The 25,026-nt window shown below is 57.3% G+C and carries 21 protein-coding genes and 3 tRNA genes; 7 read left to right on the top strand and 17 right to left on the bottom strand.

Translation table 11 applies throughout. From position 1 onward, the window contains the following. Positions 1-69: 69 nt before the first annotated feature. Complete coding sequence (locus B7444_RS13735) at positions 70-1,770, bottom strand: alginate export family protein (RefSeq protein WP_007283512.1); 1,701 nt, start codon at positions 1,768-1,770, stop codon at positions 70-72. Beyond that, positions 1,754-2,344, bottom strand: coding sequence for a hypothetical protein (locus B7444_RS13730; RefSeq protein ID WP_007283513.1), 591 nt, complete (start codon positions 2,342-2,344; stop codon positions 1,754-1,756). Before B7444_RS13730 ends, B7444_RS13735 begins: the two co-directional genes overlap by 17 nt. Before the next feature lie 101 nt (positions 2,345-2,445). On the opposite strand from B7444_RS13730, the gene ispH reads away from it, so the two are divergent. From ispH to B7444_RS13710, 4 genes are all read left to right on the top strand, one after another. Beyond that, entirely contained in the window at positions 2,446-3,447 is a 1,002-nt protein-coding gene (gene ispH / locus B7444_RS13725; RefSeq protein ID WP_007283514.1) for a 4-hydroxy-3-methylbut-2-enyl diphosphate reductase, read from the top strand. A 6-nt stretch (positions 3,448-3,453) separates the two neighbouring features. Continuing rightward, positions 3,454-4,404, top strand: coding sequence for a homoserine kinase (locus B7444_RS13720; RefSeq protein WP_007283515.1), 951 nt, complete (start codon positions 3,454-3,456; stop codon positions 4,402-4,404). After that, positions 4,397-4,843: a ribonuclease HI gene (rnhA, locus tag B7444_RS13715; protein ID WP_010503976.1), complete on the top strand. Its 447-nt coding sequence runs from the start codon at positions 4,397-4,399 to the stop codon at positions 4,841-4,843. Before B7444_RS13720 ends, rnhA begins: the two co-directional genes overlap by 8 nt. A gap of 109 nt (positions 4,844-4,952) precedes the next feature. Next, a tRNA-Asn gene (locus B7444_RS13710) sits at positions 4,953-5,028 on the top strand. A 121-nt stretch (positions 5,029-5,149) separates the two neighbouring features. On the opposite strand, the gene B7444_RS13705 is transcribed toward B7444_RS13710, so the two are convergent. Continuing rightward, positions 5,150-6,376, bottom strand: coding sequence for an MFS transporter (locus B7444_RS13705; RefSeq protein WP_007283517.1), 1,227 nt, complete (start codon positions 6,374-6,376; stop codon positions 5,150-5,152). A 61-nt stretch (positions 6,377-6,437) separates the two neighbouring features. Here B7444_RS13705 and gpt point away from each other — a divergent pair, with 61 nt between their 5' ends. The 3 genes from gpt (at position 6,438) to B7444_RS13690 (ending at position 7,175) form a co-directional block, all read left to right on the top strand. Beyond that, the gene (gene gpt, locus B7444_RS13700) at positions 6,438-6,953 is read left to right on the top strand and encodes a xanthine phosphoribosyltransferase (RefSeq protein ID WP_007283518.1); all 516 of its coding nucleotides are present in this window, start codon (positions 6,438-6,440) and stop codon (positions 6,951-6,953) included. 50 nt (positions 6,954-7,003) lie between these two features. Continuing rightward, positions 7,004-7,080 (top strand) — tRNA-Pro (locus tag B7444_RS13695). 18 nt (positions 7,081-7,098) lie between these two features. Further along, positions 7,099-7,175: transfer RNA gene (locus B7444_RS13690), tRNA-Arg, on the top strand. 482 nt (positions 7,176-7,657) lie between these two features. On the opposite strand, the gene B7444_RS13685 is transcribed toward B7444_RS13690, so the two are convergent. The 14 genes from B7444_RS13685 to murC form a co-directional block, all read right to left on the bottom strand. Further along, the gene (locus B7444_RS13685; RefSeq protein WP_035729026.1) at positions 7,658-9,274 is read right to left on the bottom strand and encodes a dihydroxyacetone kinase subunit DhaK; all 1,617 of its coding nucleotides are present in this window, start codon (positions 9,272-9,274) and stop codon (positions 7,658-7,660) included. Between the two features lie 103 nt (positions 9,275-9,377). Then, complete coding sequence (locus B7444_RS13680) at positions 9,378-9,791, bottom strand: Ivy family c-type lysozyme inhibitor (protein ID WP_007283521.1); 414 nt, start codon at positions 9,789-9,791, stop codon at positions 9,378-9,380. Positions 9,792-9,810: 19 nt separating this feature from the next. Further along, positions 9,811-10,377 (bottom strand): nicotinamidase, encoded by a 567-nt coding sequence (locus tag B7444_RS13675; protein ID WP_007283522.1) that lies wholly within the window; start codon positions 10,375-10,377, stop codon positions 9,811-9,813. Between the two features lie 79 nt (positions 10,378-10,456). Beyond that, on the bottom strand, positions 10,457-11,800 hold the full coding sequence (locus B7444_RS13670; RefSeq protein ID WP_016738364.1) for a hemolysin family protein: 1,344 nt from the start codon (positions 11,798-11,800) through the stop codon (positions 10,457-10,459). An 86-nt stretch (positions 11,801-11,886) separates the two neighbouring features. Continuing rightward, positions 11,887-13,923 (bottom strand): NAD-dependent DNA ligase LigA, encoded by a 2,037-nt coding sequence (ligA, locus tag B7444_RS13665; protein ID WP_007283524.1) that lies wholly within the window; start codon positions 13,921-13,923, stop codon positions 11,887-11,889. Further along, positions 13,920-15,638, bottom strand: coding sequence for a DNA repair protein RecN (gene recN, locus B7444_RS13660; RefSeq protein ID WP_007283525.1), 1,719 nt, complete (start codon positions 15,636-15,638; stop codon positions 13,920-13,922). The genes ligA and recN overlap by 4 nt, the downstream gene beginning before the upstream one ends. 45 nt (positions 15,639-15,683) lie before the next feature. Further along, entirely contained in the window at positions 15,684-16,583 is a 900-nt protein-coding gene (locus tag B7444_RS13655) for an outer membrane protein assembly factor BamD (protein ID WP_007283526.1), read from the bottom strand. 68 nt (positions 16,584-16,651) lie between these two features. Then, a complete protein-coding gene (gene lpxC / locus B7444_RS13650; protein WP_007283527.1) occupies positions 16,652-17,689 on the bottom strand; it encodes a UDP-3-O-acyl-N-acetylglucosamine deacetylase in 1,038 nt (345 codons plus the stop codon). A 128-nt stretch (positions 17,690-17,817) separates the two neighbouring features. Next, the gene (ftsZ, locus tag B7444_RS13645) at positions 17,818-19,365 is read right to left on the bottom strand and encodes a cell division protein FtsZ (protein WP_007283528.1); all 1,548 of its coding nucleotides are present in this window, start codon (positions 19,363-19,365) and stop codon (positions 17,818-17,820) included. A 58-nt stretch (positions 19,366-19,423) separates the two neighbouring features. Next, the gene (ftsA, locus tag B7444_RS13640; protein ID WP_007283529.1) at positions 19,424-20,821 is read right to left on the bottom strand and encodes a cell division protein FtsA; all 1,398 of its coding nucleotides are present in this window, start codon (positions 20,819-20,821) and stop codon (positions 19,424-19,426) included. Next, a complete protein-coding gene (locus tag B7444_RS13635; protein ID WP_007283530.1) occupies positions 20,818-21,771 on the bottom strand; it encodes a cell division protein FtsQ/DivIB in 954 nt (317 codons plus the stop codon). The genes ftsA and B7444_RS13635 overlap by 4 nt, the downstream gene beginning before the upstream one ends. Beyond that, positions 21,771-22,682 (bottom strand): D-alanine--D-alanine ligase, encoded by a 912-nt coding sequence (locus B7444_RS13630; protein ID WP_007283531.1) that lies wholly within the window; start codon positions 22,680-22,682, stop codon positions 21,771-21,773. The genes B7444_RS13635 and B7444_RS13630 overlap by 1 nt, the downstream gene beginning before the upstream one ends. Continuing rightward, positions 22,679-23,593, bottom strand: coding sequence for a UDP-N-acetylmuramate dehydrogenase (murB, locus tag B7444_RS13625; protein ID WP_007283532.1), 915 nt, complete (start codon positions 23,591-23,593; stop codon positions 22,679-22,681). The genes B7444_RS13630 and murB overlap by 4 nt, the downstream gene beginning before the upstream one ends. Continuing rightward, positions 23,590-25,026: a UDP-N-acetylmuramate--L-alanine ligase gene (gene murC, locus B7444_RS13620; RefSeq protein ID WP_007283533.1), complete on the bottom strand. Its 1,437-nt coding sequence runs from the start codon at positions 25,024-25,026 to the stop codon at positions 23,590-23,592. The genes murB and murC overlap by 4 nt, the downstream gene beginning before the upstream one ends.

Raw genomic sequence — 25,026 nt, 5'->3', positions numbered from 1 at the left:
GGGCAATCCTGTGATGTCGCGTGAGTATGGGGGGCATTACGCTGCAGGGCGCGGCTCTGCAACCATTCTTCAGAAGGCAAATGAGAGACTGGACTGATAATACAGTCCGCTTTTTGCTCCGGCGTTTTTCAGATCATGCGATGCGGCGAACCAGGCCACGACATGAGTCCAGTTCCAGTGGCGGTTTATAGCCCATGTCAGCAGGCCATTCGGCGCAACGCCGACGAAGTGACTACGAAACTTCGGAAAATTATAGGCGGACGTGATCGAATACACCGAAGCCTGCGTGGTCTGGCGCCACAGGATGGGGGCTTTGACCCGCAGCGAGACCTTTCCATAAGAGCCGACGAGGATCGGAGACAGATTGATCAGGTTCGCAGCGCCGATATAGCCGGTATAATCCAGATAAGGGTTCTGGGGAGCGAAGGGGGCGCTGTACGTTCCAATCCTCCCCGTTCGATGACGTTCGTTACCGCCCGAATAGACGTCCGTCTGTATACCGAAAAAGGGTTTGAACAGCAGGTCGGATCGTCTGTATCCCACGGTTGTGTTCACGGAATACGCTGAAACCTGTCGGCGTGCTATTGTGCCATAGGGCGTAAAATTGCCCTGCTGCCACAGAACACCCAGAGCATATTCCAGTTGCTGGGCCGTTCCATACCAACGAAAGCCAAGATTGTTACGATTGGTCGCGCCGGTCACGGATTTTATCGCGGTTGAACTCAACGTCGGCACCGATCCCGTCTTTCCGCCCAGATGAAACCCGATCCAGAACAGATCCAGATAAGACTGGATACGCTGTTGGCCCAAGTGGAAGGCTGGCACATCGAATGTGGTGTTGAAGCCATACAGCCGCGTGTTCCAGTCCTGTGTGTCATGGAACATGGCCCGCGGAGCAATATTCGTGGCCACGAAGTCATACAGATCAAACCGTACATGCGGCAGAATGGCGTAGGCACGCGGGCCGTTCCAGGTGATCTGGATATTGGGCGGCTCACGGTCGTAAAGAACGTAGGACGGCGCATCGAGAAACTGCTGCCGCCCGAACAGCAGGCCCGTTTTGGCTGTGCCAATGGTTTGTTTGTACTCGATAAAGGCTTGATGCAGATCCAGCCGCTTCCGGTATGTGCTGCCATAGCTGTACCCATTCCAGCCTGCGGCTGTTCCGTTCACGAGCTGCCCGAAAATGCGCCAGTGTTCCCCAAGGTGCAGGTCGGCACCGAACATGTTCCGTGTCACGAAACGCCCTGATCCCGGGTGCGGGATTGTTCCCAGCATCGGGTAGTCATTGTACCAGTTTCGCAGGCGGGTGCGTTCTGAGAGCGAGAGCCAGATGGTGCGTTCGTTGTTCAAGGCAATGAATTTCAGCGGGTCAAACAGATCGTCCCGATGGCTCTGGTTGCGCAGATAGGACCAGTCTTCCGCCCAAGGCGCCACACCATAACGGCCAACAGGACCAAAACCCGCGCCTTCACCGTTTCCGCGATTGAACCCACCCCAGCGCGGCTGTCGGCCAATAGGGGCGAGATTCTGACGAGTGGTCAGACGCCTGGGTTGTTCCAGAAAGCCCGCATGAGGGAAGTTCTGGATCTCTGGGCGCTCTGCGTGATGAACCTTGATCCGTTCTTCTTTCGAAGCCGAAACGTCAAGGGGCGCAGAAAGGGCTGAAGACCCAAAGCCTGCCAGACAGGCTAGGGTCATTTTCAGCGTGATGCGGGTTTTGACGACGGGTGAAAGAGAAAGGAAAAGGCCGTTACTGTGTCCGGCCACGGAATTTTACGACAGGAAGATGGGCACGGTTATAGTCCAGCTCCTCGCGCGTCAGCTGATAGCCGATTTCCAGCGTATAAGGATTGTCCTGCAGGTTCTTGGCGGCTGGAAGGTCAATCAGGCGAAGCTCCGTCCGTACAGCCTGAGTGCTGACATTGGGTTCAAGCTTGAACGTATCCGTGAATACCTTTTTGTCCACGATCTTCCCGTCACGCATGATGACGATAAAATAGGGAACGTCGATGCTGCTGCCTTCAGCCGCCGGGCCGCGTGTCAGGTTCATGGCGAGGCTGATGCGGGTCCGCACCATCTGCTCATCCTTTGGTCCCTTGGGGCCGCGCTGGCAGTCTCCAGCGATGGATGTCAGCTGGGCGTGACTGACCAGGCTGCCAACATCCAGTCCACGCCCATCATAGACGAACCGGTCAGAGGCTGCGCTCGGAATATCCGTAGCAGGGCAGGCAGGAGCGAACATACCCGGATTGGATTCGTCGCATCCTGCCAGTGTCGAAAGCGCGACAACGGCAAAAGCCGGGACAAACAGGGACGTGGCAAGGCGCCGGAAGGCTGGCATCTGCTGTAGAAACTCCCACAAAGCGGCCCGGACGTTGCGACATGCCTCAATCCGGTCGATAATGGTCCTACATATCGAACTCCGCCCGCTTGGGGAACACCATGCCAGAACAGACAACTCTTGCACCAGAAAGTGCTGCACACCAGAAGACGCTCCGGGTCCTGCTCGCCGGCCCGCGTGGTTTCTGCGCCGGTGTGGATCGTGCGATCCGCGTCGTTGAAGAAGCCCTGCGTCGTTATGGCGCGCCAGTCTATGTGCGTCATGAAATTGTTCATAACCGCACCGTGGTCGAGGGATTGGAAGCCAAGGGCGCCATTTTCGTTGAAGAACTCGACGAAGTGCCAGCCGACGGCCACGTCGTTTTCTCGGCTCATGGTGTGCCGAAATCCGTCCCGGCTGAAGCGCAGCGCCGCAACCTGCTTTATCTGGATGCAACCTGCCCGTTGGTGTCCAAAGTTCATCGTGAGGCAGAACGTCATTTTGCTGGCGGTGGCCCGGAGCAGCTTCATATCCTGATGATCGGTCATGCCGGCCATCCGGAAGTTGTTGGCACGATGGGGCAGCTCCCACCCGGAGCCGTGACGCTCATCAACGATGCCGAGGAAGCCCGCACGATCCAGCCGAAAGACCCGGCAAAGCTGGCCTTCATCACGCAGACGACGCTGTCGGTCGATGATACGGCTGAAATCGTTGATATTCTTCGCTCGCGCTTCCCGCTGATCGAAGGGCCGAAGCGCGAAGACATCTGCTACGCCACGACCAATCGTCAGGAAGCTGTGAAAGCCATCGCGCCTGAGAGCGATCTGGTCATTGTCATTGGTTCGCCCAACTCATCCAACTCGCAGCGCCTGCGCGAAGTGGCAGAGCGTTCCGGTGCACGCCGGGCCCTGCTGGTTCCCAAGCTGGAAAACCTCGACTGGTCTGTTCTGGAAGGCGTGGAGACACTCGGTATCAGCGCCGGTGCGTCCGCTCCGGAAAGTCTGGTGCAGGAAATGGTGACGGCGCTTGCGGCCAAGTACACGCTGAAGATCGAGGAGCGGATCGTGAAGGAAGAGAACATCAACTTCCGTCTGCCGGGCCCGCTTGCTGGTGAGGACAACTGAGATTTCATGGCCGTCTATACGGAACTGGCGGCCGAGACGCTTGAAGCGTTCCTTGGCACATATGACATCGGCACCCTGATATCGTTTCAGGGAATCGCCGAAGGCGTCGAAAACAGCAACTTCCTGCTCCAGACGACGGAAGGGAAGTTCATCCTCACGCTTTTCGAAAAGCGCGTGAAAGCTTCGGATCTTCCGTGGTTTCTGGGGTTGATGCAGCATCTTTCAGGGCAGGGGATGAACTGTCCCCTTCCTGTTGCAGGGCGTGACGGGGAGGCTCTGCGGATTCTTGCAGAGCGCCCCGCCGCCATTACGACTTTCCTTCCCGGGCGCGCTATCCCCGAGATCACGGCAGAAGCCTGCCGACAGCTTGGTCAGGTTCTGGCCACGTTCCATGAAAAGGGACGGGACTACAGGGCAGAGCGCCCGAACGGGCTTTCCGTGCACGCGTGGAGGCCTCTTCTTGAGAGTTGTCAGAGGGCTGGGGATGATCTCCTTCCCGGCCTGACCAATGAACTGGTGCAGGCTCTGGATCGGATCGAGACCTCTTGGCCCGCAGAAGGGACGCTTCCACGCGGTCAGATTCATGCGGATCTGTTTCCGGATAACGTCTTCTTTCAGGGGGGTAGGATCTCCGGGCTGATCGATTTCTATTTCGCCTGCACGGATCTCTTCGCCTACGATCTGGCTATCTGTCTGAATGCGTGGTGTTTCCGGGACGAAAAGGTTTTCGAACCTGCCTTCGCTCAGGCCATGATTGATGGCTATGAGACGGTCCGTCCTCTCGACGCTGCGGAAAAAGCTGCTCTGCCCATTCTTTGTCAGGGCGCTTCCATCCGCTTTTTGCTGACGCGTCTCTATGACTGGATCAATACGCCTGCTGATGCGCTTGTGACCCGCAAGGACCCACTCGCTTATCTTGGACGTCTTCGGCATTTCACAGGGCAAGCTGATGTCTGAGACGGAAAGCCTGCTGGTCGAAATCTGGACGGATGGGGGCTGCAAGCCCAATCCAGGTCCGGGAGGGTGGGGCGTTCTTCTATGCTGTAAGGGCAAGGAGAAGGAAATGTGGGGCGGTCATCCGGAAACGACCAATAACCGGATGGAATTGACCGCGGCCGCTGAAGCGCTGGAAGCACTCAAGCGCCCCTGTCAGGTCAAGCTTCATACAGATAGCGAATACCTTAAAAATGGCATTACCCGCTGGCACACAGGCTGGGTTCGTCGGAACTGGCGCAATGCGGCTGGTGATCCGGTAGCCAACATGGATCTGTGGCAGCGTATTCTGGATGCGGCCAAACCGCATGAGATCGAATGGCTCTGGGTTCGGGGTCATTCCGGGGACGTGAATAACGAACGGGTAGACGTTCTGGCAACGCGGGGGCGGGAAGAGCTCTGAATAAAGCCATGTTTTCTGCGTCTTACTGAGGAAAGTTCAGAAAAATGCAGAAAGTTGAAAAAAGGGGCTTTACCGACCCCGTCGGTTGGACTACATACCTCCTCACCGGTCCCGAATAGCTCAGTTGGTAGAGCAAGCGACTGTTAATCGCTGGGTCGTAGGTTCGAGTCCTACTTCGGGAGCCACTTTTCTTATTGAAAATTTGGCTGCGGTGTAAAGAAAAAGCCCCTCGCGGGGCTTTTTTCATTTGTGCTGTATTTGCCTTTGACCGCCAGCCCTTTCGGGCTTGGGCGGTCAATCTGCCCTTCAAAGAATTTCCGGACGCACGTCTTCGAGGCGATCCAGTGACCATAATTTCGGAAAAAGCCGGATCCACACGATGGCCACCAGAATAGTCCCGACGCCGCCTGCAATGACCGCAGCTTCCGGCCCGATTGCGGCTCCGAGTGTGCCGCTTTCAAATTCTCCCAGCTGATTGCTTGAGCCGATGAACAGGGAGTTCACGGCTGACACGCGCCCACGCATGGAATCTGGTGTGGCAAGCTGGATCAGTGACGAGCGCACCACGACGCTGATCACATCCGCTGCGCCCAAGACCATCAGGGCAAGAACAGAAATCCACGTAATGTGAGAGGCACCAAAAACAATGGTCGCTACTCCGAACACGACAACTGAAATGAACATGGTCACGCCGGTGCGTCTCCCCAGCGGGTGTCTGGATAGCCAGGCGGATGTAACCAGGGCCCCTACAGCTGGAGCCGCACGAAGGAAGCCGAGGCCAATTGGCCCAACGTGCAGAACGCTATCTGCATAGACTGGCAGCAGAGCTGTCGCGCCTCCCAGCAGAACCGCAAAGAGATCGAGCGAAATCGCTCCAAGGAGATCCCGGCGTCGGTTCAGAAATCCCAGACCTGCAAAAACGGATGCAAACGTTACCGGCTCTTTTGCGGGGACGGTGTGGTGAAGCTGGAGCGCCAGTGTGCCGAAAAAGGCGAGTGCGAATCCAAGTGTAGCGAGGCTGTAGCAGGTCACGGCTCCCAGTCCGTACAGCAGTCCGCCCAAGCTTGGCCCTACGATGGATGCGGTCATGAATAACGAAGACAGAAGCGCCTGCGCTCGTGGCAGAAGTTCAGGTGGAGCAATAGCGGGCAGAAATGCCTGCTGACAGGGCATCTCAAAGCTGCGTAGCGTGCCGTAGCAGGCCGCAAACGCATAAACGAGGGCGGGTGTCAGAACCTGCATGGCAGCAGTGGCTGCGAGCGCACCTGTGCTCAGAATTTCCAGGATCTGGCAGATGAGAACGATGTTCCGGCGATTGAACCGGTCTGCCACATGCCCGGAAATGAACGTCAGCGGCACCATGGGCAGGAACTGCGCCAGTCCCAGATAGCCCAGTGAAGCCACGCTGTGGGTCAGGGCGTAAATCTGCCAGCCGATGGCGATGGTCATGGTGGTTGCGGAAAGCTGCGAACAGATTCGGCTGATAATCAGAGGGCGAAGGCCGGGGAGGGCCCGCAATGCAGGGTCAGTCATCCGCCCACATTAAGCATTTCCGTTGTGCAAGTTTATTGCAAAATTCTGAGACGGAAGGCAGATGAAGGTCATGACTGCCACACAGACACCCAAACCCGTAACGTACGCAACTGTCACCTGGGACCAGCTCCATCGTGACGCCCGTACCCTCGCCGCAACGCTCATGGAAAAGCACGGACCGTTCCGCGGTATCGTTGCGATTACGCGTGGTGGACTCATCCCGGCTGCCATTCTGGGCCGCGAGATGGGCTGCCGCCTGATCGAAAGCGTTTCCGTCATCAGCTATGCTGGTGAAGAAGGCACCCAGCATGAGCCAAAGGTCGTGAAAGCACCGACCGCCGCAGGTGATGGGGAAGGCTTCCTGATCGTTGATGATCTGGTCGATTCCGGCATTACGGCGAAATACGTTCGTGAAATGCTGCCCAAGGCTGTTTTCGCCTGCCTGTACGCAAAGCCAGATGGCAAGCCGCACACGGATCACTACGTTACGGAAGTCGCGCAGGACACGTGGGTGCTGTTTCCGTGGGATACGGCACCACTTTTCGTGCCGCCGCTCGTAAGAAATGAAAAAGATTGAAAAAACCCTATTGCTTCTGAAACTTACTGCCCCTATGTTCCGCCTCGGTTCGGGGCGTGGCGCAGCCTGGTAGCGCGCCTGTTTTGGGTACAGGAGGCCCCCGGTTCGAGTCCGGGCGCCCCGACCAGTTTCAAGATTTTCTACTGCGCCCTTAGCTCAGTTGGATAGAGCAACAGCCTTCTAAGCTGTGGGTCGCTGGTTCGAATCCAGCAGGGCGCGCCACCCAGCGCGCCTGTCTCTCCCTCTCTCGAGGATTTCGAATTGAGTGGTAACGGAAACAGTGAACACTGTTTCCTGAGACTTTTTCTTGTTGCGACAATCCATCCATTATGGTTCCGCAGCCTTGAAACATCTTCCTGCTTCAAATTTATATAGTTGTGCTCCGGCTGGCTCATATGTGTCCGGGTCTAAACCGAAGCGATTCGGTTTTGCGTTTAGACTGATCTGTCAGCAAGACAGGTCGATTCTCATTGATCGAGCATGGTGCCTGCCCGATTAGGAATTCATTCCATACCGTGGCAGCAATTTTTCGGCTCTAACGAAGCCCGAACTCGCCCTCACTCCTGCTGACGGATAGTTCTGTGCCAGTTGGCTGTAAAAAAGAGCGCTTTGCCTATTCAAGTGGCTCAGAAAAACCTGAGAATTTGGCAGGATCAACGGTCGCCTGAACGTCAAAAACGCGCTTTCTGATTTTTCCTATGCCTTCATGATAATTTCGCCAGGCCTTCCAAAAGGCGTGCAATGGCTTCAGCGCCCGGGTCAGGAATATTTTTCAACTGTGCAGGCGGTACATAAGCTGCTCGCCCTGCGCGGGCAGGCATCGTGCGGGTCGCATCTGCTCCTTCACGGGCAGCAACTGCTGCATCATGCAGGCTGCCTGTCTGGAGGGCGGCTATGGCGGGGAAGAGAGCATCAAGCATGGTGCGATCACCGGGTGATGCGCCACCATAGCTGTGCATGCGCTGTAAACCTGCTTCCAGCCCCGATCGCCAGTTGTCCTGCTGGCCTGCGGTAGAGAACATGATTGAGAGAAGGACGCCGCTCGAGCCACCAGCATTTCGAGCAAGCAGTCGTCCGATTGTCGCACAAAGCTGCTGCGGGGAGGTAAGCGGAAGGCGATCAATATCTTTCAGAATGACACGTGCTGCTTCCGCAAACGTTGAGCCAGCATCACCGTCACCAATCAGGGCATCAAGTGCGTTAAGATCCTTTTCGTTTTCGACAAGAATCTTCGCACCCTCACGAATGAATTTCTCAAGCAGGCTATGAGAAGAGGCTTCAAACGCGAAAGTTTCGGGCAGCGTGGGTGTGGGTTTTGTCTGAATATCCTTGAAAGCTGCAATTCCGGGCCAGGCCCAGGGCTCTACAGGAGAAGTAAGCGCCTCGATAACAGGAGCTTTTGCAGGGATGGCAGACAGGGAAAAACCGTACATATCCAGTGACGTCATCAATGGGGCCGGCCCAATGATGAATGCAGTGCGCTCGGCCAGAGATGTTCGGGCCAGAGCATCCACGATGGCTTGAGCTTCCAGAACAGGCACGGCTCCCAGCATGTTGACCATAACGGCCTGTTTCTCGTCCGTCAGATGCTCGGTAAGTGTATCTGCTGCACGAGCAGCCAGTGCATCCAGTTTCTCTACGCCGATGCGTTCTGCACCGGGTTCTCCATGAATTCCAAGACCAAGCTCGGCTTCATGGTCGTCCAGTCGCGTCTCGTGTTGCGGGTCGTAAACATTGACGTCCGTCAGCGCCAGGCCGATCGACGCAGTAGCCTTAATGGCGTCCAGCGCGACCTGTTTGACGTCAGCCAGACTGGCTCCGGCGTCTGCCGCATGCCCTGCAATTTTCTGAACCAGCACCGTTCCGGCGATGCCACGGGCATGAACGCCCTGACCAAGCGCAATGTCATCCGCCACGATGACCAGCTCAACATTTTTCCCCAAAGCCCGAGCCTGCTCGGTAGCCAGTCCGAAATTCAGGCGGTCGCCGGTGTAGTTCTTGACGATCAGCAGGCAGCCAGCATCGCCTGTGACTTCCAGGATTGCCGCAAGGATGGCATCGACATTCGGAGACGCGAACAGGGCACCGCAGACTGCGGCTGTCAGCATGCCTTTACCAACAAATCCCGCGTGTGCCGGTTCATGACCGGACCCACCCCCGGAAACTATGGCGACTTTTGATCTGTCCCAGTCCCGCCTCAGAACGACATGGATGTTGTCATGTCCTGACAGGCGGCAGAGATGGCTTCCTGCGGAAGATCTGAGAAGTCCGTCTATGGCTTCGGTGACGAGAGTGTCGCGGTGATTGTAAAAGCGCTTCATCGTATCCTTGATCCTCAACGGACTGATAACGAAGAGAACACCTCAACCTGACTGACGGACCAATCACCTTCCCGCGACCCTTCCGTTAAAGAAATAGTCTGGGTCAGTCTGTAGGATTATTCTTGGTGTAAGCGTCTCTGAGAACCTTTTCTATTTCAGGAGTAGGGGAGCCAAGAACGGTCTGTTTCAGTGCGTTATTGGCCTTGATGGACAGGAGCCCCCATGAACCTGAATGATCGGTGGCCAGAACCAGCTCAAGCTGTTGTGCTGCGCAGTCGTGAGGTTTGCACATATGACCAAGGGCATATGTTTTTCCATTCTGCTTGACATATTCCACCGGGGTGGACGTGCCTTTACCGGAGACAATCCACGCTGGAAGCGTAATCATTGCCTTATAGGCTTCTTTGAAACCCGAATGGTTCAGCAGATCCTCCGTTGTGGGTGGTGCTGCTGTCGCTGTCAGGGTTCCGCAGAGGAGTGGGCAGGCAAGCATAAAAATTCTGAGGCGCTGTTTCATGAAGGTCCTTACTTTCGCGTCAGATGTGATCCCTCAGACCGACACCCTGTGCCTTCAGATCGCTGAAGAGCGCGGTCTGGTCGTCGGCAATGCCACGGCAGGCTCCGAGGGCGATGTCTGTTCTGAAACCACAGCGCATGGCGTCCCGGGCAGTTGCAGCAACGCAGAAATCCAGGGCCAGCCCGCAAACAACAATATGGGTGACGTTTAACCCGCGGAGCAGGTGGTCCAGCCCTGTTGAGGTTTCATGGTCGTTATCGAAAAAGGCGGAATAGCTGTCGCGATCCTGAGCCATGCCTTTGTGAATGATGTGGCTGACCGGGCCGAGGTTCAGCGCCGATGAAAAATCAGCGCCTTCAGAGGCTGCAATGCAGTGAGCTGGCCAAGGGCCGCCTTCTTTCTTGAAGGAACAATGGTCCGCCGGATGCCAATCCTGTGTTGCGACGACAGCAGCAAATCCCCTTTGGGATAGTGCATTGATCGGTGCAATGACCTGATCACCGGATGGAACAGCTAGCGCTCCGCCGGGCAGGAAATCGTTCTGAACGTCTACAATAATCAGGGCGGAATGCTGAAAATTGGTCAAAGGAGAGTCTTCCCGGGCTGAGTGAGATCACAATACTGACGATCTTAATCAGTCCCGGGAGACATAAGAAAGGCGCTTTTCAGAGACGTGTCACGAGGAGCTGGTTGATGCGGAAACCTTCAACGTCCACGACTTCAAAGCGGAAGCCGGATGACTCAACGCTGTCAGCCTTCCGGGCCATCCGACGAAGCCTGTTCATCACGAAACCGCCGACCGTATCGAAGTTCTGTGCATCGTCGAACAGTGGAATATCCAGTTCCCGAATGACGTCCCCGATCGGAGCCGCTCCGTCGATCAGCCAGGAATTCGCATCACGTCGTACAATCGCCTGCTCTTCGAACGGACTGACCAGCCCATCCATCAGGGCGCCCATGATGTCTTTGTAGGTAATCAGGCCGACGACCAGACCGTATTCATTCACAATCAGGGCGAAACCTGCGGAATGGGCATCGAACTGGGCCAGTGTTTCCCAGAGATTCAGGGTATCGGGCAGGGAAAGAACATCCCGGCGCATTTTGAAAATCTGGCTGGCAACCGGCGTCAGGCTCTCTTTTGACTGCGGCTCGTCAACGACGGCTACCAGAACGTCTTCCGCGCGAATGGAGCCTATGACGCGATCCAGGCCGCCATCGCAGAGCGGATATCGGGAGTAGGGACGAACACGAACCTTGTCGCGCTGGCTCTCTGGCGTTTCCTGAACGTCCAGAAACACAATCTCATCGCGCGGCGTCATTGCCGAGGTAACAGACCGATCCTGCAGGCCCAGAACGTTCTGAATCATCTGGTGTTCCTGCTCAAGCAGGATACCCGAAGCCGTTCCAGCAGCCAGAATGGCCCGAAGGTCTTCCGGTGTGACGGGTTCCACTGTTGCAGCCGCAGGAATTTTCATAACGCGCAGCAGGACATCCGAGATACGGGAGAAGACCCAGACCGCAGGATACAGCACCTTCAGGGCGAGAGCCGGGAACCAGCCAACCTTGAGGGCAATCCGGTCCGGTGCGTTCATGGCGATCCGCTTTGGCAACAGATCGGCAAAGAGAACAAACAGGCCGGTAATCAGAATAAAGGAACAGGTGGAACCTGCATTCGAGGCCAGAACTGGCGAAAATCCGGTCCACTGAAGGCCTGCGGCTATAGGCTCACTCAGCATCGACTCGCTGATAATACCGCCAAGAACGCCAACAGCATTCAGGCAGATCTGCAGGACGGTGATGACCTGTCCGCTGTTGCGACGCAGCTTGAGGAATGCGACGGCCCGAGGGTCACCAGCTTCAGCTTTGGAGCGAAGCCGGACATCCCGGGCGGCGGCAAATGAGATCTCGGACAGGGAGATCAATATGGAGACCGCGATCAGAGCGACGGTCGCGACAAGACCCAGCAGGAGAAGAATAATCATGTGCTGGGTGGGAGATGATACTGACATGCGGGCGGCATCATACTCCGAAGAACAGAAACAAAGCCAATTATCTTCAGATGGCAGCCATGCAGGTCAATAATGTCATAAGACTGTCAAAGACCGGCCAGGGTTCTCCAGCCTGCTTCGTCAACAGTTTCAAGCCCAAGGTCAGCCGCCTTCTTTGCTTTTGAACCCGCTTTCTCTCCAAGAACAACCAGAGATGTCTTTTTGGAAACGCTGTCCGTCACTTGTGCGCCCAGCCGCTCTGCAATGGCTTTGGCTTCAGGGCGTGTCATGGTTGTCAGGGTGCCAGTGAATACGATGGTTTTGCCAGACAGATGGCCGTCAGAGGGCGCTGCCTCCGTCTCAATCGTGGCTAACTCAGCTCGCAGATCATCCAGCGTGGCAACATTGTGCTCTTCGGAGAAGAAAGCGACCAGTTCATCCGCAATCGCGCCTCCAACGCCCATGATGGACCCGAGGGCTTCTCTTTCTTCCGTGCCGATCTGCGCCGCAACCATGGCGTTACGCCAGTTTTCGAAAGTACCGTAATGCCGGGCCAGAAGCTGTGCGTTGCGTTCTCCGATGCGTCGGATACCCAAGCCGAAAATGAGACGGGCGAGGGAGATGGTTCGGCGCTCTTCAATGGCACGAAGCAGGTTGTCGACCGAAAGCTGACCCCAGCCATCGCGTTTTAGCAGCGCATCCTGATGATTTTTCAGACGGAAAATATCACCGGGTTTGAGAATGTAGCCCGCAGCATGAAACTCCCGGATACTCCGTTCGCCCAGCCCATCAATATCGAAAGCCGCACGGGACACCATATGGATCAGGCGTTCAACGACCTGTGCTTCACAGGTCAGACCACCTGTGCATCGGCGCACGGCTTCTCCATGGACGCGTTCCGCCAGAGATCCGCAGACAGGGCAGTGATCCGGAAAAACATATCGTGGACCGCGTGGCTCATCACTCTCGACCACGCCCAGTATCTGGGGAATGACATCCCCGGCGCGTTGCAGGCGCACCAGATCACCGTCACGAACGTCCTTGCGCTCAATCTCGTCTTCATTGTGCAGCGTTGCACGGGAGACAATCACACCGCCCACATTGACCGGCTCAAGATGCGCAACAGGCGTGAGGGCGCCTGTTCGACCGACCTGAATTTCGATTTTGATTAGGCGTGTCATCGCCTGTTCAGCCGGAAATTTCCAGGCAATGGCCCAACGAGGAGCACGGCCCGCAAATCCCAGACGCTCCTGGAGAGAAAGATCGTTTAATTTGAAAACGATACCGTCAATATCGTAATCCAGTCCTGAACGCTCGCGCGCAAGCTTGTCCACATAGGCGGGAATGTCCCGGGCGTGCTCAATCAGTTCGGACAGTGGATTGACGGTGAAACCCCAGCGACGAAGCGTCTCCAGATAGCCCCAGTGCGTTTCGCTGACGGGCGAAGAGGAGTACCCCTGCGCGTAAGCAAAGAGCGAAAGTGGCCGACTACGCGTGATTTCCGGATCGAGCTGGCGAAGAGAGCCAGCGGCTGCATTGCGCGGATTGGCAAAGGGTTTGATGCCGCGCTTTTCCTGCTGCTCATTCAGCTCAAGGAAGTTCTTCTTTGACAGAAAAACTTCTCCACGGATTTCCAAAACATCAGGCGCATCATCCGGGAGGATGGATGGAACATCCTTCAATGTCAGAAGGTTAGCGGTGACGTCTTCTCCCTCGATCCCGTTGCCACGCGTGGTGCCCCGAACGAATTTACGGTTTTCGTAGGTGAGGCTGATGGAGAGCCCGTCAATTTTCGGCTCCGCGACAAACTGAAGGGCCTGAAGACCATCTTCCGTCAGCCCCAGGAACCGGCCAACGCGAGACACAAAACCATCAAATCCTTCAGCGCCAAAAACGTTATCCAGCGAAAGCATGGGCACGAGGTGCCGGTGCTTGCCAAATGCGGAGTCAGGAATGGCCCCCACGCGTTCGCTGGCGCCGCCTTCACGCTTCAGCTCAGGGTGAGCCTCTTCAAGCTGCAGAAGTTCCTGACGCGCGGCATCATATTCCGCGTCGGAAACTTCCGGATCATCTTTGCCATGATAAGCTTCGTCCCAGCGGGCAAGCAAAATCTCAAGTTCGGCGTGACGATCGGCAGGAATCATGCGGTCTGTCCCAGGAGGCTGTCAGCGGCGCCGCGAGCCGCATCGGTAATAACGTCACCCGCCAGCATACGCGCGATTTCCTCGCGTCGTGCTTCGCGGGAAAGGGGCTCGGCGAGTGTCTCAGTGCGCTCGTTGCGGATACGCTTGGCAATGCGAAGGTGATGGTCCCCCCGGGCGGCAACCTGAGGGCTATGCGTGACGACCAGAACCTGAACGTCCTGTGCCACCTTGTGCAGACGGTCGCCGATCGAAGAAGCTGTTGCTCCGCCGACACCAGAGTCCACTTCGTCAAATACCAGAGTGCCAATATCGGAACGCTGCGCCAGAACTACTTTGAGAGCCAGCATCAGACGGGACAGTTCGCCGCCTGACGCCACCTTGGCAAGAGGGCCAGGGGCTTGGCCGGGGTTGGCCGCGATCAGGAAGGAAGACTGTTCCATCCCCCGACTGTTCCATTGGTCTGGAGACAAAGGAAGTAGCGAGACAATGAAGCGGGCGCGTTCCAGCTTGACCGGTTTCAGCTCGCGCGTGACGGCCTGCTCCAGCTTCTGGGCGGACTGTTTGCGTGCTTCCGAAAGCTGTCGTGCTGCATCTTCATAAGCCAGCCGGGCTTCAGTCAGGGCTGTTTCCAGCCGCGCCAGTTCAGCATTGCCCGAATCAAGGGCGGTGAGGCGAGCTTTTAATGAGGCAAGGAAAGACGGAAGCTCTGCGACGGCGATATTATGTTTGCGGGCTTCGGCGCGAAGCGCGAAAAGCCGCTCTTCCGTTTCTTCCAGAAGGCGAGGGTCGCCTTCCGTATCGGCCGCAAGGCGAGTGAGAAGCATCTCTGCATCTGCCAAAGCCTCTTCGGCTTTTTCCAGAGCATCCAGAGCTTCCTGCGCCTGTCCCTGATGCATGGAAGACTCGTTCTCGGCATCGGTAGTGGAGGGGAGAAGGCGGACGAGAGCCCGACTGGCCGAGCGTAATGCTGCAGCAGGACTGGAAGAGCGTCGATCCCGCGGCGTGAGTTCTGCAAGGGCTGCTGCGACAGCTTCGCCGCGCTTCTCATCCTGCTGCAAGCTGACGCGCAGGGCAGCAAGATTGTCTTCCTCCCCTTCTTGCGGAGCAAGGGTTGAGAGATCATCGACCGTCGCACGAAGCCATTCTTCCTCGCGCGCCGCAGCGTCCATATCGCTGCGTGCTTTTTTGAGTGCCGTGCGGGCGGCTGCCCATTGATGGAAAGCCGCCGATGTCTGAGCAAGCAGTGCGGGCTTTACGCCAAACGCGTCCAGAAGATCCAGATGCGTGCTCTGGTCTGCCAGTCCCATCTGTTCATGTTGGCCCTGAATTTCCACAAGCTGCGATGCGATACGGCGCAGGAGGGTAATGCCAACGGGCTGGTCCGACACGTAGGCACGGGAACGGCCGTCCTGCGTGACAATGCGCCGTAGCACGAGTGGCTCTGACGGATCTTCCAGAGCAATGCCCTGTTCGCCCAAAAGGGTGAAAACCGGGTGCCTGGGTGGAACTTCAAAAATCGCCGCGACACTGGCCTGCGTTGCGCCAGACCGGATCAGGCCCGCATTGGCGCGATCGCCAAGGGCAAGCCCCAGACTATCCAGCAGGATGGATTTACCGGCTCCGGTCTCGCCCGTCAGAACGGTGAGACCGGAAGCCAGGGCCAGATCGAGCTTTTCGATCAGAACCACGTCACGGATCGAGAGATGGGTCAGCATGACGGGAATGTTGTGTGTGTGGAGGCGTGTTTCAAACGCCTCACATCAGAATACGCTGTGCCAGGCGCGCGTAAAGAAGCCGCGCGGCTTGCTGGTTGGCTTCTGGGTGATGGGTTGTTTGAAATCATCAGACAGGAGTTTGCTTTCCCGCAGATTTGCATAGGCATAGCGGTACCACTGGCTGTCCGGGTAATTGTAGCCGAGAACAGAGGCCGTCTGACGAGCTTCGTTTTTCAGGCCGAGAGCCAGATAAACCTCAACCAGACGCTCCAGAGCCTCAGCCACATGGTTTGTAGTCTGGTAATCCTGAACTACGCGCTGATAACGGGTCATGGCCGCTTCATAGTTGCGCTGCTGCTGATACCAGCGGCCAACAAGCATTTCCTTGCCAGCCAGATGGTCACGGCAAAGATCGATCTTGAGCTGTGCATCGCGGGCGTAAGACGTCTGGGGGAAGCGGGTAATCACTTCTTCCAGAGCATTCAGAGCTTCAACTGTTCCCTGCTGGTCACGCTGCACATCGGCAATCTGCTCGTAGTAGCAGAGCGCGCGCAGGTAGAAGGCATAAGCCGCATCCGGGCTGGTCGGATGCAACTGCAGATAACGCTCAAGCTGCTGCACGGAAAGGGCATACTCACCCTGCAGATAGTAGGAATAACCTTCCATCAGCTCCGCGTTACCGGTGAAGCCGGAATACGGATAATTCTGCTGCAGAAGCTCGAATTCGCCGCCAGCCAGCTCGTAACGGCCGGATCTCAGGGCATCAATGCCGTAGTTGTAGAGGGTCTCTGCATCTGCCGTCTTGGGAATGGCAGGCTTCTCATGCTTATGAGAAAACAGTGAACAGCCCGACAGAAGCAGGAGTCCGCTGACGGCCGTAGCCTTCAGGATCAGACCCCGCCCGTTGGAGGACACTTCAAGATGACGTTGCGTGCTGCTTGGCATACCTGCTCTTCCCGTGAAGCCCGTCTTATATCACGGGAATGCGGCGGCGAAAGACCCGCCAGTCATCCTCATGCCGCAACGCGTGTGCGTCGGCTGTTTCGAACGGGTGCTACAGCCGCTTCAGGCTCAAAACGCCAGTTGCGACGATCCGAGAAAACGGTGTGAAGAAGCTCGTTATTGATCTTGTGTCCGGACTTGTGACCAATAAAACCGGCCTTAAGTCGGTGACCACAACAGTAAAGGTCTCCGATGGCATCCAGAAGTTTGTGACGGGCAAATTCCCGCTCAATTTTCAGGCCAGCGGGATTGAGAATATTGTCCCCGTCCACAACAACAGCGTTGTCTAGGGAACCGCCGCGGGCCAGCCCAATGCTTTGCAGATATTCAATATCCTTGCGATTCACGAAAGTTCTGCAAAACGAAATTTCTTCAAGAAAACGCTGCGGATCAAGCTGCATGGCATAACGCTGGCTACCAATCGCGCCGGCTTCGAAATTCAATGAAATGGCGAGAGAAAGCCCACGTTGTGCTGGTCGAAGTTCAGCAAACGCGCCGTTAGACCCTTCTGCACGGACGTTCCGCAGAATTTCAATGACTCGGCGTGGTTTCTCCAGCACGGCAGTTCCAGCACACCGGATAAGAAAAGCAAACGCATCAGCCGATCCGTCCAGAACCGGAAGCTCCGGGCCACTGACGCGAATCAGGGCGTTATCAATTTCCAGCGCATGCAGGGCAGCCATGAGATGCTCGATGGTCGCGACCCGAAGAGACGGATCATTTTCACATGCGACAACGGTCGAGAGCTTCGTATCAATGATGCGGTCATAGCGGGCCGGAAAAGACGGCGAACCCGGATAGTCACTTCTCTGAAAACGAATTCCAGTGTCGGCTTTGGCCGGAAGCATTTCGAGATCAACATTGATGCCGCTGTGCAGAGCGATGCCACGGCAGGAAATCGGCGAAGAGAGAGTTGTTTGCAGGGTCTTCAAATCGGGCCGCCCGGAATAGGGATGTGCCTGATTGGTGTCAGACACGCTGGAAAGGATCTGCCGAACCTGTTGGTCCGTAGAAGCAGACTTTCCGTGATGCGCTGGCTTGGCCTGCATGAAACCCCCGATGATTTGGACTGCTGTAATAAAACCCAGTCATCGGAGGAGTGCCATTCAATGATTGTTGCCGGATATTACCCGGCTTCTCCCGCGAGGCAGGTCATCGCGGGAGAGACTTCGAACAGTCAGCGGCGCAGGTACGTTGGGATATCAAGCGTCGAATCGTCGGTTCCATCTGTCGGTGCCTGATTGTGACGCTGATCCTGGGATCCATGCTGATCGGAAGGATAAGACTCACGAGTGTGCGGCTCTGACCGAGGCGCCTGCTGTGCAGGCTGCTGAGGAGCAGGGCGGCTGCGGAAAGCGCCCGTCATCAGGCCGAAAAGGCTTCGTGGAGCCTCAGGAGCCGGATTACGGGGCGGCTCAGAGAAAAGTCCTGCACGGGGAGACCGCTGGGATGCATCTTCCTGAGGTGCCGGTGCGTGCTGCTGCTGCGGAGCGACATGCGGCGGGGGCGCAACCGGGCTTTCTGCCGCCGGAGCAGGGTGGGACTGCTGAGGCTGAGCGTTCGGATCCAGGCTGAAGTTCGGGCGAGGGGGGCCGCCGGCATAGGTCGAACCGGGCTGGAAGTTCTGAGGAGCCTGGCGCGGCTGGGATGCACTCTCACGCGGAGCAGAAGATGTGGATGTCTGCTGTTGTGCCGGCGTGGGAGCAGAAACTGATTCGGTACCCTGTGGGCCATTTTTGGACTGGGTATCGATACCTGTTGCAACAACAGATACGCGGATACGGCCGTTCATGTTCTCATCAATGAGCGCACCGAAGATGATGTTGGCTTCTTCAGCCACTTCCTCACGGATACGATCCGCCGCAGCGTTCACTTCGTAGAGGGTAAGATCTTCACCGCCCGTGATGTTGATAAGCAGGCCGCGCGCGCCCGCCATGGAAGCATCTTCCAGAAGCGGGTTGGAAATGGCGCGCTCGGCAGCAGCAACGGCACGGTCTTCACCGTCTTCCTCGCTGCTGGCTTCGCCTGTTCCCATCATGGCCTTGCCCATCTCTTCCATCACGGCCTTAACGTCCGCAAAATCGAGATTGATGAGGCCCGGAGAGACCATCAGGTCCGTGATGCCACGAACGCCCATGTTCAGGACGTTGTCAGCCATTTTGAAGGCTTCACGGAACGTCGTGTTCTGGTTGGCCGAATTGAACAGATTCTGGTTCGGGATGACGATGAGCGTGTCGACGTGCTTCTGAAGCTCGGCAATGCCGGACTCAGCGGCAAGCGTACGGCGACGGCCTTCAAAGTTGAACGGCTTTGAGACGACGCCAACTGTCAGAACGCCCCGTTCCCGCGCCATCCGTGCGATGACAGGCGCAGCACCCGTACCCGTACCACCGCCCATACCGGCCGTGATGAAGACCAGATTTGCCCCTTCGAGCTGGCGCTCGATTTCCTGTGCAGCTTCTTCGGCAGCTTCACGACCGATCTCCGGCTTGGCACCAGCACCAAGCCCGCGCGTCAGATGCGGACCAAGCTGGACGCGGCGTTCAGCCTTGGAGTGGGCGAGCTGCTGCGCATCCGTATTGGCAACAACGAACTCGACACCCTTGAGCTCTGAATCAATCATGTTGTTGACGGCATTCGTGCCGCCACCACCGACGCCGACGACGGTAATGCGCGGAGCCAGTTCTACGTGAGAGTTCGGGGTCGGGGTAAGGTTCAAAGTCATGATCAGGTCCGGAACTGCGAGGAAGCAACGGAAAAAAGGGCGTTAATTTCTGTGTAGCTCATCCACGATCGCGGATGAAGCCCACGAAACGCTTCAGAAGGCCGCCAGAGCGGGGTTCAGGAGCAGAAACGTCTCCAAAATCCCGATCAGCGCCCGCTGCCCAGGCCAGAAGCCCCGCAGCGGTGGAAAAACCGGCCGAAGCTGCAGCAGTCTCCGGCAGGCCATGAACGTTCAGCGGTTTGCCCATACGAACCGGCCGAGCGAGAATACGTGTGGCGACAGGAACAATGCCTTCCATGAGGGAGGCCCCTCCTGTCAGAACGACGCGCCCATTGGCGAGCCGACCCAGACCGGCATTGTCCAGAGCATGGCGCACAAGTTCAAGCGTCTCTTCAACCCGGGGCTGAATAACGGAAATCACTTTTGAGCGCGGAATACGAGCCAGACGGTCCCGTCCTTCCCCGATCAGGGGAACAGACAGGATTTCGCGTTGATCATCTGAGCCGAGCTGTGCAGCACCATACATGGTTTTCAGGCGTTCGGCTGTTTCCAGAGATGTAGAGAGCACACCGGCAATATCGCGTGTGACATGCAGGCCACCAACCGGAATTTGCGCCGTATGGATCAGCTTGCCTTCACAGAACACGGCCAGAGATGTTGTGCCGCCACCCATTTCAACAACCGTGACACCGAGATCGCGCTCTTCATCTGCCAGAACGGAAACGCCAGATGCGAAGGGGCTGGAAACCAGACCATCAAGTTTCAGCTCCGAATGCTGCAGAACCGTATCCAGCGTACGCAGGGCGCTGGAATTCATATCCACGACATGCAGTTTCGTGGCGAGTTGCTCGCACTGGTGCCCGCGGGGATCTGCAATGCCGGGCATGGAATCAACGACATACCCAATGGGAAGCGTATGAATAACGTCCCGGCCCTCGGACCATGCGCGTGCCTGTCCGTCCGCAATGAGACGCTGCACATCGCCATCCGTGACTTCCCGGCCACCAATCGGCAGATGTGCATCGATGAGTCGGCTGCGGGGATGACCGCAGGACAGATTGACGACCAGCGAATCCATGCGGCGCTCGGCTGCTTCTTCGGCTTGACCAACTGTCGCGCGGATCGCGGCTTCCGCTTCCCGGATATCGACAATCGACCCCGACCGAATACCGTGGGAGCGACGCCAGCCATACCCCAGAACCTGAATTGATCCGTCTGGTTCGCCTTTGCCGATCAGGCAGGTCATTTTGGTTGTGCCAATATCCAGCGCACCAAAAACGCCATTCCGCCATACCCGCGGTTTGGAAGTCTCCTCCGGCGGTAGGGGTAGAATTTCCCGCGGGGTCCGGTTTAGCGCGACATCACGCTCCCCGCCCACGGGAATCAGGGACCGGCCTCGCAGACCGCGCCGGCGACGGAAGGCCGGAAGATCGGACGTTGGTGTGAGATCGGTCATGGCTGTTGTGTCGTCTGGTTACTGTCAGAAGGCGGGGCGGAAGGGTCAGGCTTTGCGGCGTCAGGCGGCGGAGCGGGGGCCGGAACCTGATGAATGACCATCCTGTCTGGCAGTCGCATGTCAATCGACACCACAGGCCGGTCCAGCAACTGCATGGAACCCTGGTAACGGGCAAGACGTGCAAAGGCGGCAGCTTCTTCGCCTTCTGGCAGGAGCACGGTTGTTCCGTCCTTCAGGGTTATATTCCAGCGGCGGTTTCCCACACGGACCAGGGCTGTCACGCGCGATTTGACATCCGGCTGTTTCGCCAGCGCGTCGATCACGCTGGATGCCGCCGTATTAGCGCCTTCACCTACTACCAGTGGAAGCTGAAGGAATGCCTGCGCGTTTTTTCCCGTCAGTCCCTGATCCGGAACCTCTTCACCTGCCCGGTTGATCAGGGTGAAATGGCCATGGATCTGCCAGACGGCAACGGGGGTGCGTTCCGTCAGATTGATGATGACTGTGTCTGGCATCCGGCGCTCGACAGTGGCGTGATCGACGAACGGCAATTCATCAATCCGCTTGCGGGCGGCCTCGACGGAAAACCCAAAAATCGGTCGTCCCAGATTGGTCCCAAGAGCATCATAGATCGAGGCTTCGCTGGTCATACCTCGGCCGTTGATGACAACATGACGGATGGGCAAAGGCTCCATCGCAACCAGTTTTTCGCGCAACGGAGCAAAACGTTCTTCAGACGCCGCATCGTAAAGAAGACGTGCACCCACAGTGCCTATTCCAACGACTACCAGGAGTACAATTCCCGGTCTGATCAGTCGCCGCTGCCGACGCCAGAACAGCTTCGCGCGTGATGGCCGGTCTTCATACGGCGGCATGGCCGTCGGGCGGCCAGTCCGGAAAGACGGGTCACGGTGGAAATCCGGTTCCTGAGGGCGGCCATCCCTGCGCATCAGCGGTTCAGTGCCTCCCGAACCATCCAGTCACACAGGTCTGGATAGGAAATACCACAATAGGCAGCCTGTTCCGGCAACAGGGACGTTGGAGTCATACCAGGCTGTGTGTTGACTTCGAGAATGATGAGCGTGTCGGTTTCGTCATCATAGCGGAAATCTGTCCGGCTGGCCCCGGCGCAACCCAGTGTCTGATGAGCGCGCAGAGCGTAGTCAAGCGCACGTGCCGTGACACTTTCAGGCAAGTCAGCAGGCACGACGTGACGTGAGCCACCAGCCTTGTACTTGGCTTCAAAATCGTAAAATGCCGCGGTTTCGGCAGGTAGGATATCGGTCACGGCAAGCGCACGATTTCCCATGACGCCGGCCGTCAGTTCACGTCCGGGGATAAAGCTCTCAACAAGGGCTTCCTTGCCAAAACGCCATGTCCGCGCGATTTCGGCGCGGCGGTTGTCACCTGCACGGATGATCTCGACACCAACGGAAGACCCTTCTGCAACAGGCTTGATCACATAAGGGACGGGAAGGGGATCGGCTTCGGCAAGTTCGGTAGCTGTCACGACACGGCCTTCTGCAACCGGCAGGCCCGCTGCGGCAAGAAGGATACGTGTCGCTCCCTTGTCCATGGCAACGGCAGATGCCCGGATGCCGGAATGGGTATAGGGCAGATTCAGCCATTCCAGAACGCCCTGAATAGCCCCGTCTTCACCCTTCGGGCCGTGGAGAGCATTGAAGACGACGTCCGGAGAGGCAGTTTTCAGCGCCTGAATGGTCGTCGCGATATCGGGCCCGATATCCACGGGCGTAACATCGTGACCCTTCTCACGCAGGGCTGAGATGGCGGCCTCACCGCTGACAAGGCTGACAGGTCGCTCGCTGGACGTACCGCCATAAAGAACTGCGACCTTCATACCGTCTTCTCTCCCATATTCCTGCGACCAATGCGTCTGATTTCCCAGTGCAGGTCAATACCGCTCTGATCCAGAACTTTTTTGCGAACGGTCTCACCAAGGGTTTCAAGCTGTTCGCTTGTTGCTTCACCAAGGTTGAGCAGAAAATTGCAGTGTTTCTCGCTGACCTGCGCACCGCCCAGCATCATGCCGCGACAACCTGCTTCATCAACCAGCGCCCAGGCCTTGTGACCATCCGGATTGCGGAAGGTCGATCCACCCGTACGGGCGCGCACGGGTTGCGAGGCTTCACGAGACGCCCGGATTTCTGCAAGACGTTCACGAATGGCTTCCGGTGCGTCAGGTGTTCCACGCAGGCGGGCACGGACGACGATCGCTCCTTCAGGCAATTCGGAATGGCGATAATCGAAACCCAGCTCTTCGCAGGACAGGCGACGCAGTTCACCATCAGCCGTCAGGATTTCGGCCCAGTCGAGAACAGCTTTGATATCGGAGCCATAGGCACCAGCATTCATGCGCACCGCACCGCCGATAGATCCCGGAATACCAACCAGAAATTCCAGTCCCGCCAGTCCGGCCGCAGCACTGTGTTCGGCAACTGTGACATCCAGAGCCGCCGCGCCCGCAATAATGCCGTCTGCTTCAACCTGAATATCCGAAAAGCCACGGGCCAGACGAATGACGACGCCCTCGATGCCGCCATCACGAATAATGACGTTCGAGCAGGCCCCGAGAACGGTCAGGGGCAGATCGGTTGGGCGGTTACGCAGAAGATTGGCGAGATCTTCCACATCTTCGGGAATGAACAGCCAGTCCGCAGGGCCACCAGTCCGGAACCACGCACGTGCACCCAGAGGCGCATTGGCCGTCAGGCGTCCGCGCAGTCCGCTAACAGGGAAAGCGTCGTTCATACCGCGCTTTCCGCTGTTGGCTTCTTGGCGTTCAGGGCTTCGAGATCATGCGGGAGTGTCTGCGCCCACTGTGTGATGGTTCCTGCGCCGAGGCACACAACGTAATCGCCCGGTTTAGCGATGGCGTTGATCATTTCCGGCAGAAGCTCAGGCGAAGGCAGTGGCACAACCGATCGGTGGCCACGATCACGTAGTCCTTCAACCAGAGCATCCCGATCTGCGTCTTCAATCGGGCTTTCCCCGGCGGCATAGACATCTGCTACGATCACGGTATCCGCATCATTCATGCAGGTGCAGAATTCGCCAAACAGACCCTTGAGACGGGAATAACGGTGAGGCTGCACAACAGCAATGACGTTCTTTGCACCCGCCTGCCGCGCAGCTTTCAGAACGGCCGCGATTTCGACCGGGTGATGGCCGTAATCATCAATGATCGCCACGCCATTGTATTCGCCAGTGCGGGTAAAGCGACGCTTCACGCCCTTGAACGATGCAAGGCCAGACGCGATTACGGAATCACTGATTTCCATTTCCAGCGCCACAGCAATGGCAGCCAGCGAGTTCAGAACGTTATGGTGTCCCAGCATCGGCAGGCGGAAAGGCCCAGCCCGGCGGGTCCGGTTGTGAGCACGGTTCGTCACCACAACCTCGAATGTCGCACCGCGCTTGTCCATCACAACCTTTTCGGCGCGAACATCGGCTTGCGGGCTGAAGCCATAGGTGATGATGCGATGATCCGACAGGCGTGGGATCATCTGCTGAACCTGCGGATGGTCGACGCAAAGCACTGCAAAACCATAGAACGGAATATTGGAGACGAACTGGTCATAGCCCGCCTGCATCGCTTCTTCCGTTCCCCAGTGATCGAGATGCTCGGGGTCCATATTCGTGATGACGGCAATAACGGCCGGAAGGCGCAGGAAAGACCCGTCGCTTTCGTCGGCTTCCACGACCATCCAGTCTCCGGAGCCCATGCGGGTATTGGTGCCATAAGCCTCAATGATACCACCGTTGATGACGGTCGGGTCCAGCTTGGCATGTTCCAGAACGCAGGCTACGAGGCTCGTCGTCGTCGTCTTGCCGTGTGTGCCGCCAATGGCGACGGACCAGCGCAGACGCATCAGTTCTGCCAGCATTTCCGCACGTCGCACGACCGGGATCAGCTTTGCACGGGCTGCAACAACCTCCGGATTGTCTTTTTTGACAGCCGTGGACGTCACGACAACCTGAGCATCGCCCAGATTGACAGCATCATGCCCGATATGGATCTCGATACCCGCCTGACGAAGGCGCTGTACGTTCGCGTTCTCCGCAATATCCGAACCCTGAACCCGGTATCCGAGCATGTGCAGAACTTCCGCAATGCCGGACATTCCGATGCCGCCGATACCGACGAAATGAATGGTTCCGATGTTCAGGGGCAGGGCGCGCAT

This window comes from Gluconobacter thailandicus F149-1 = NBRC 100600 (assembly GCF_000964465.1).
Taxonomy (GTDB): Bacteria; Pseudomonadota; Alphaproteobacteria; order Acetobacterales; family Acetobacteraceae; genus Gluconobacter; species Gluconobacter thailandicus.
Note: the sequence above shows the minus strand (reverse complement) of the source record. Positions and strands in the feature narration are given on the sequence as shown.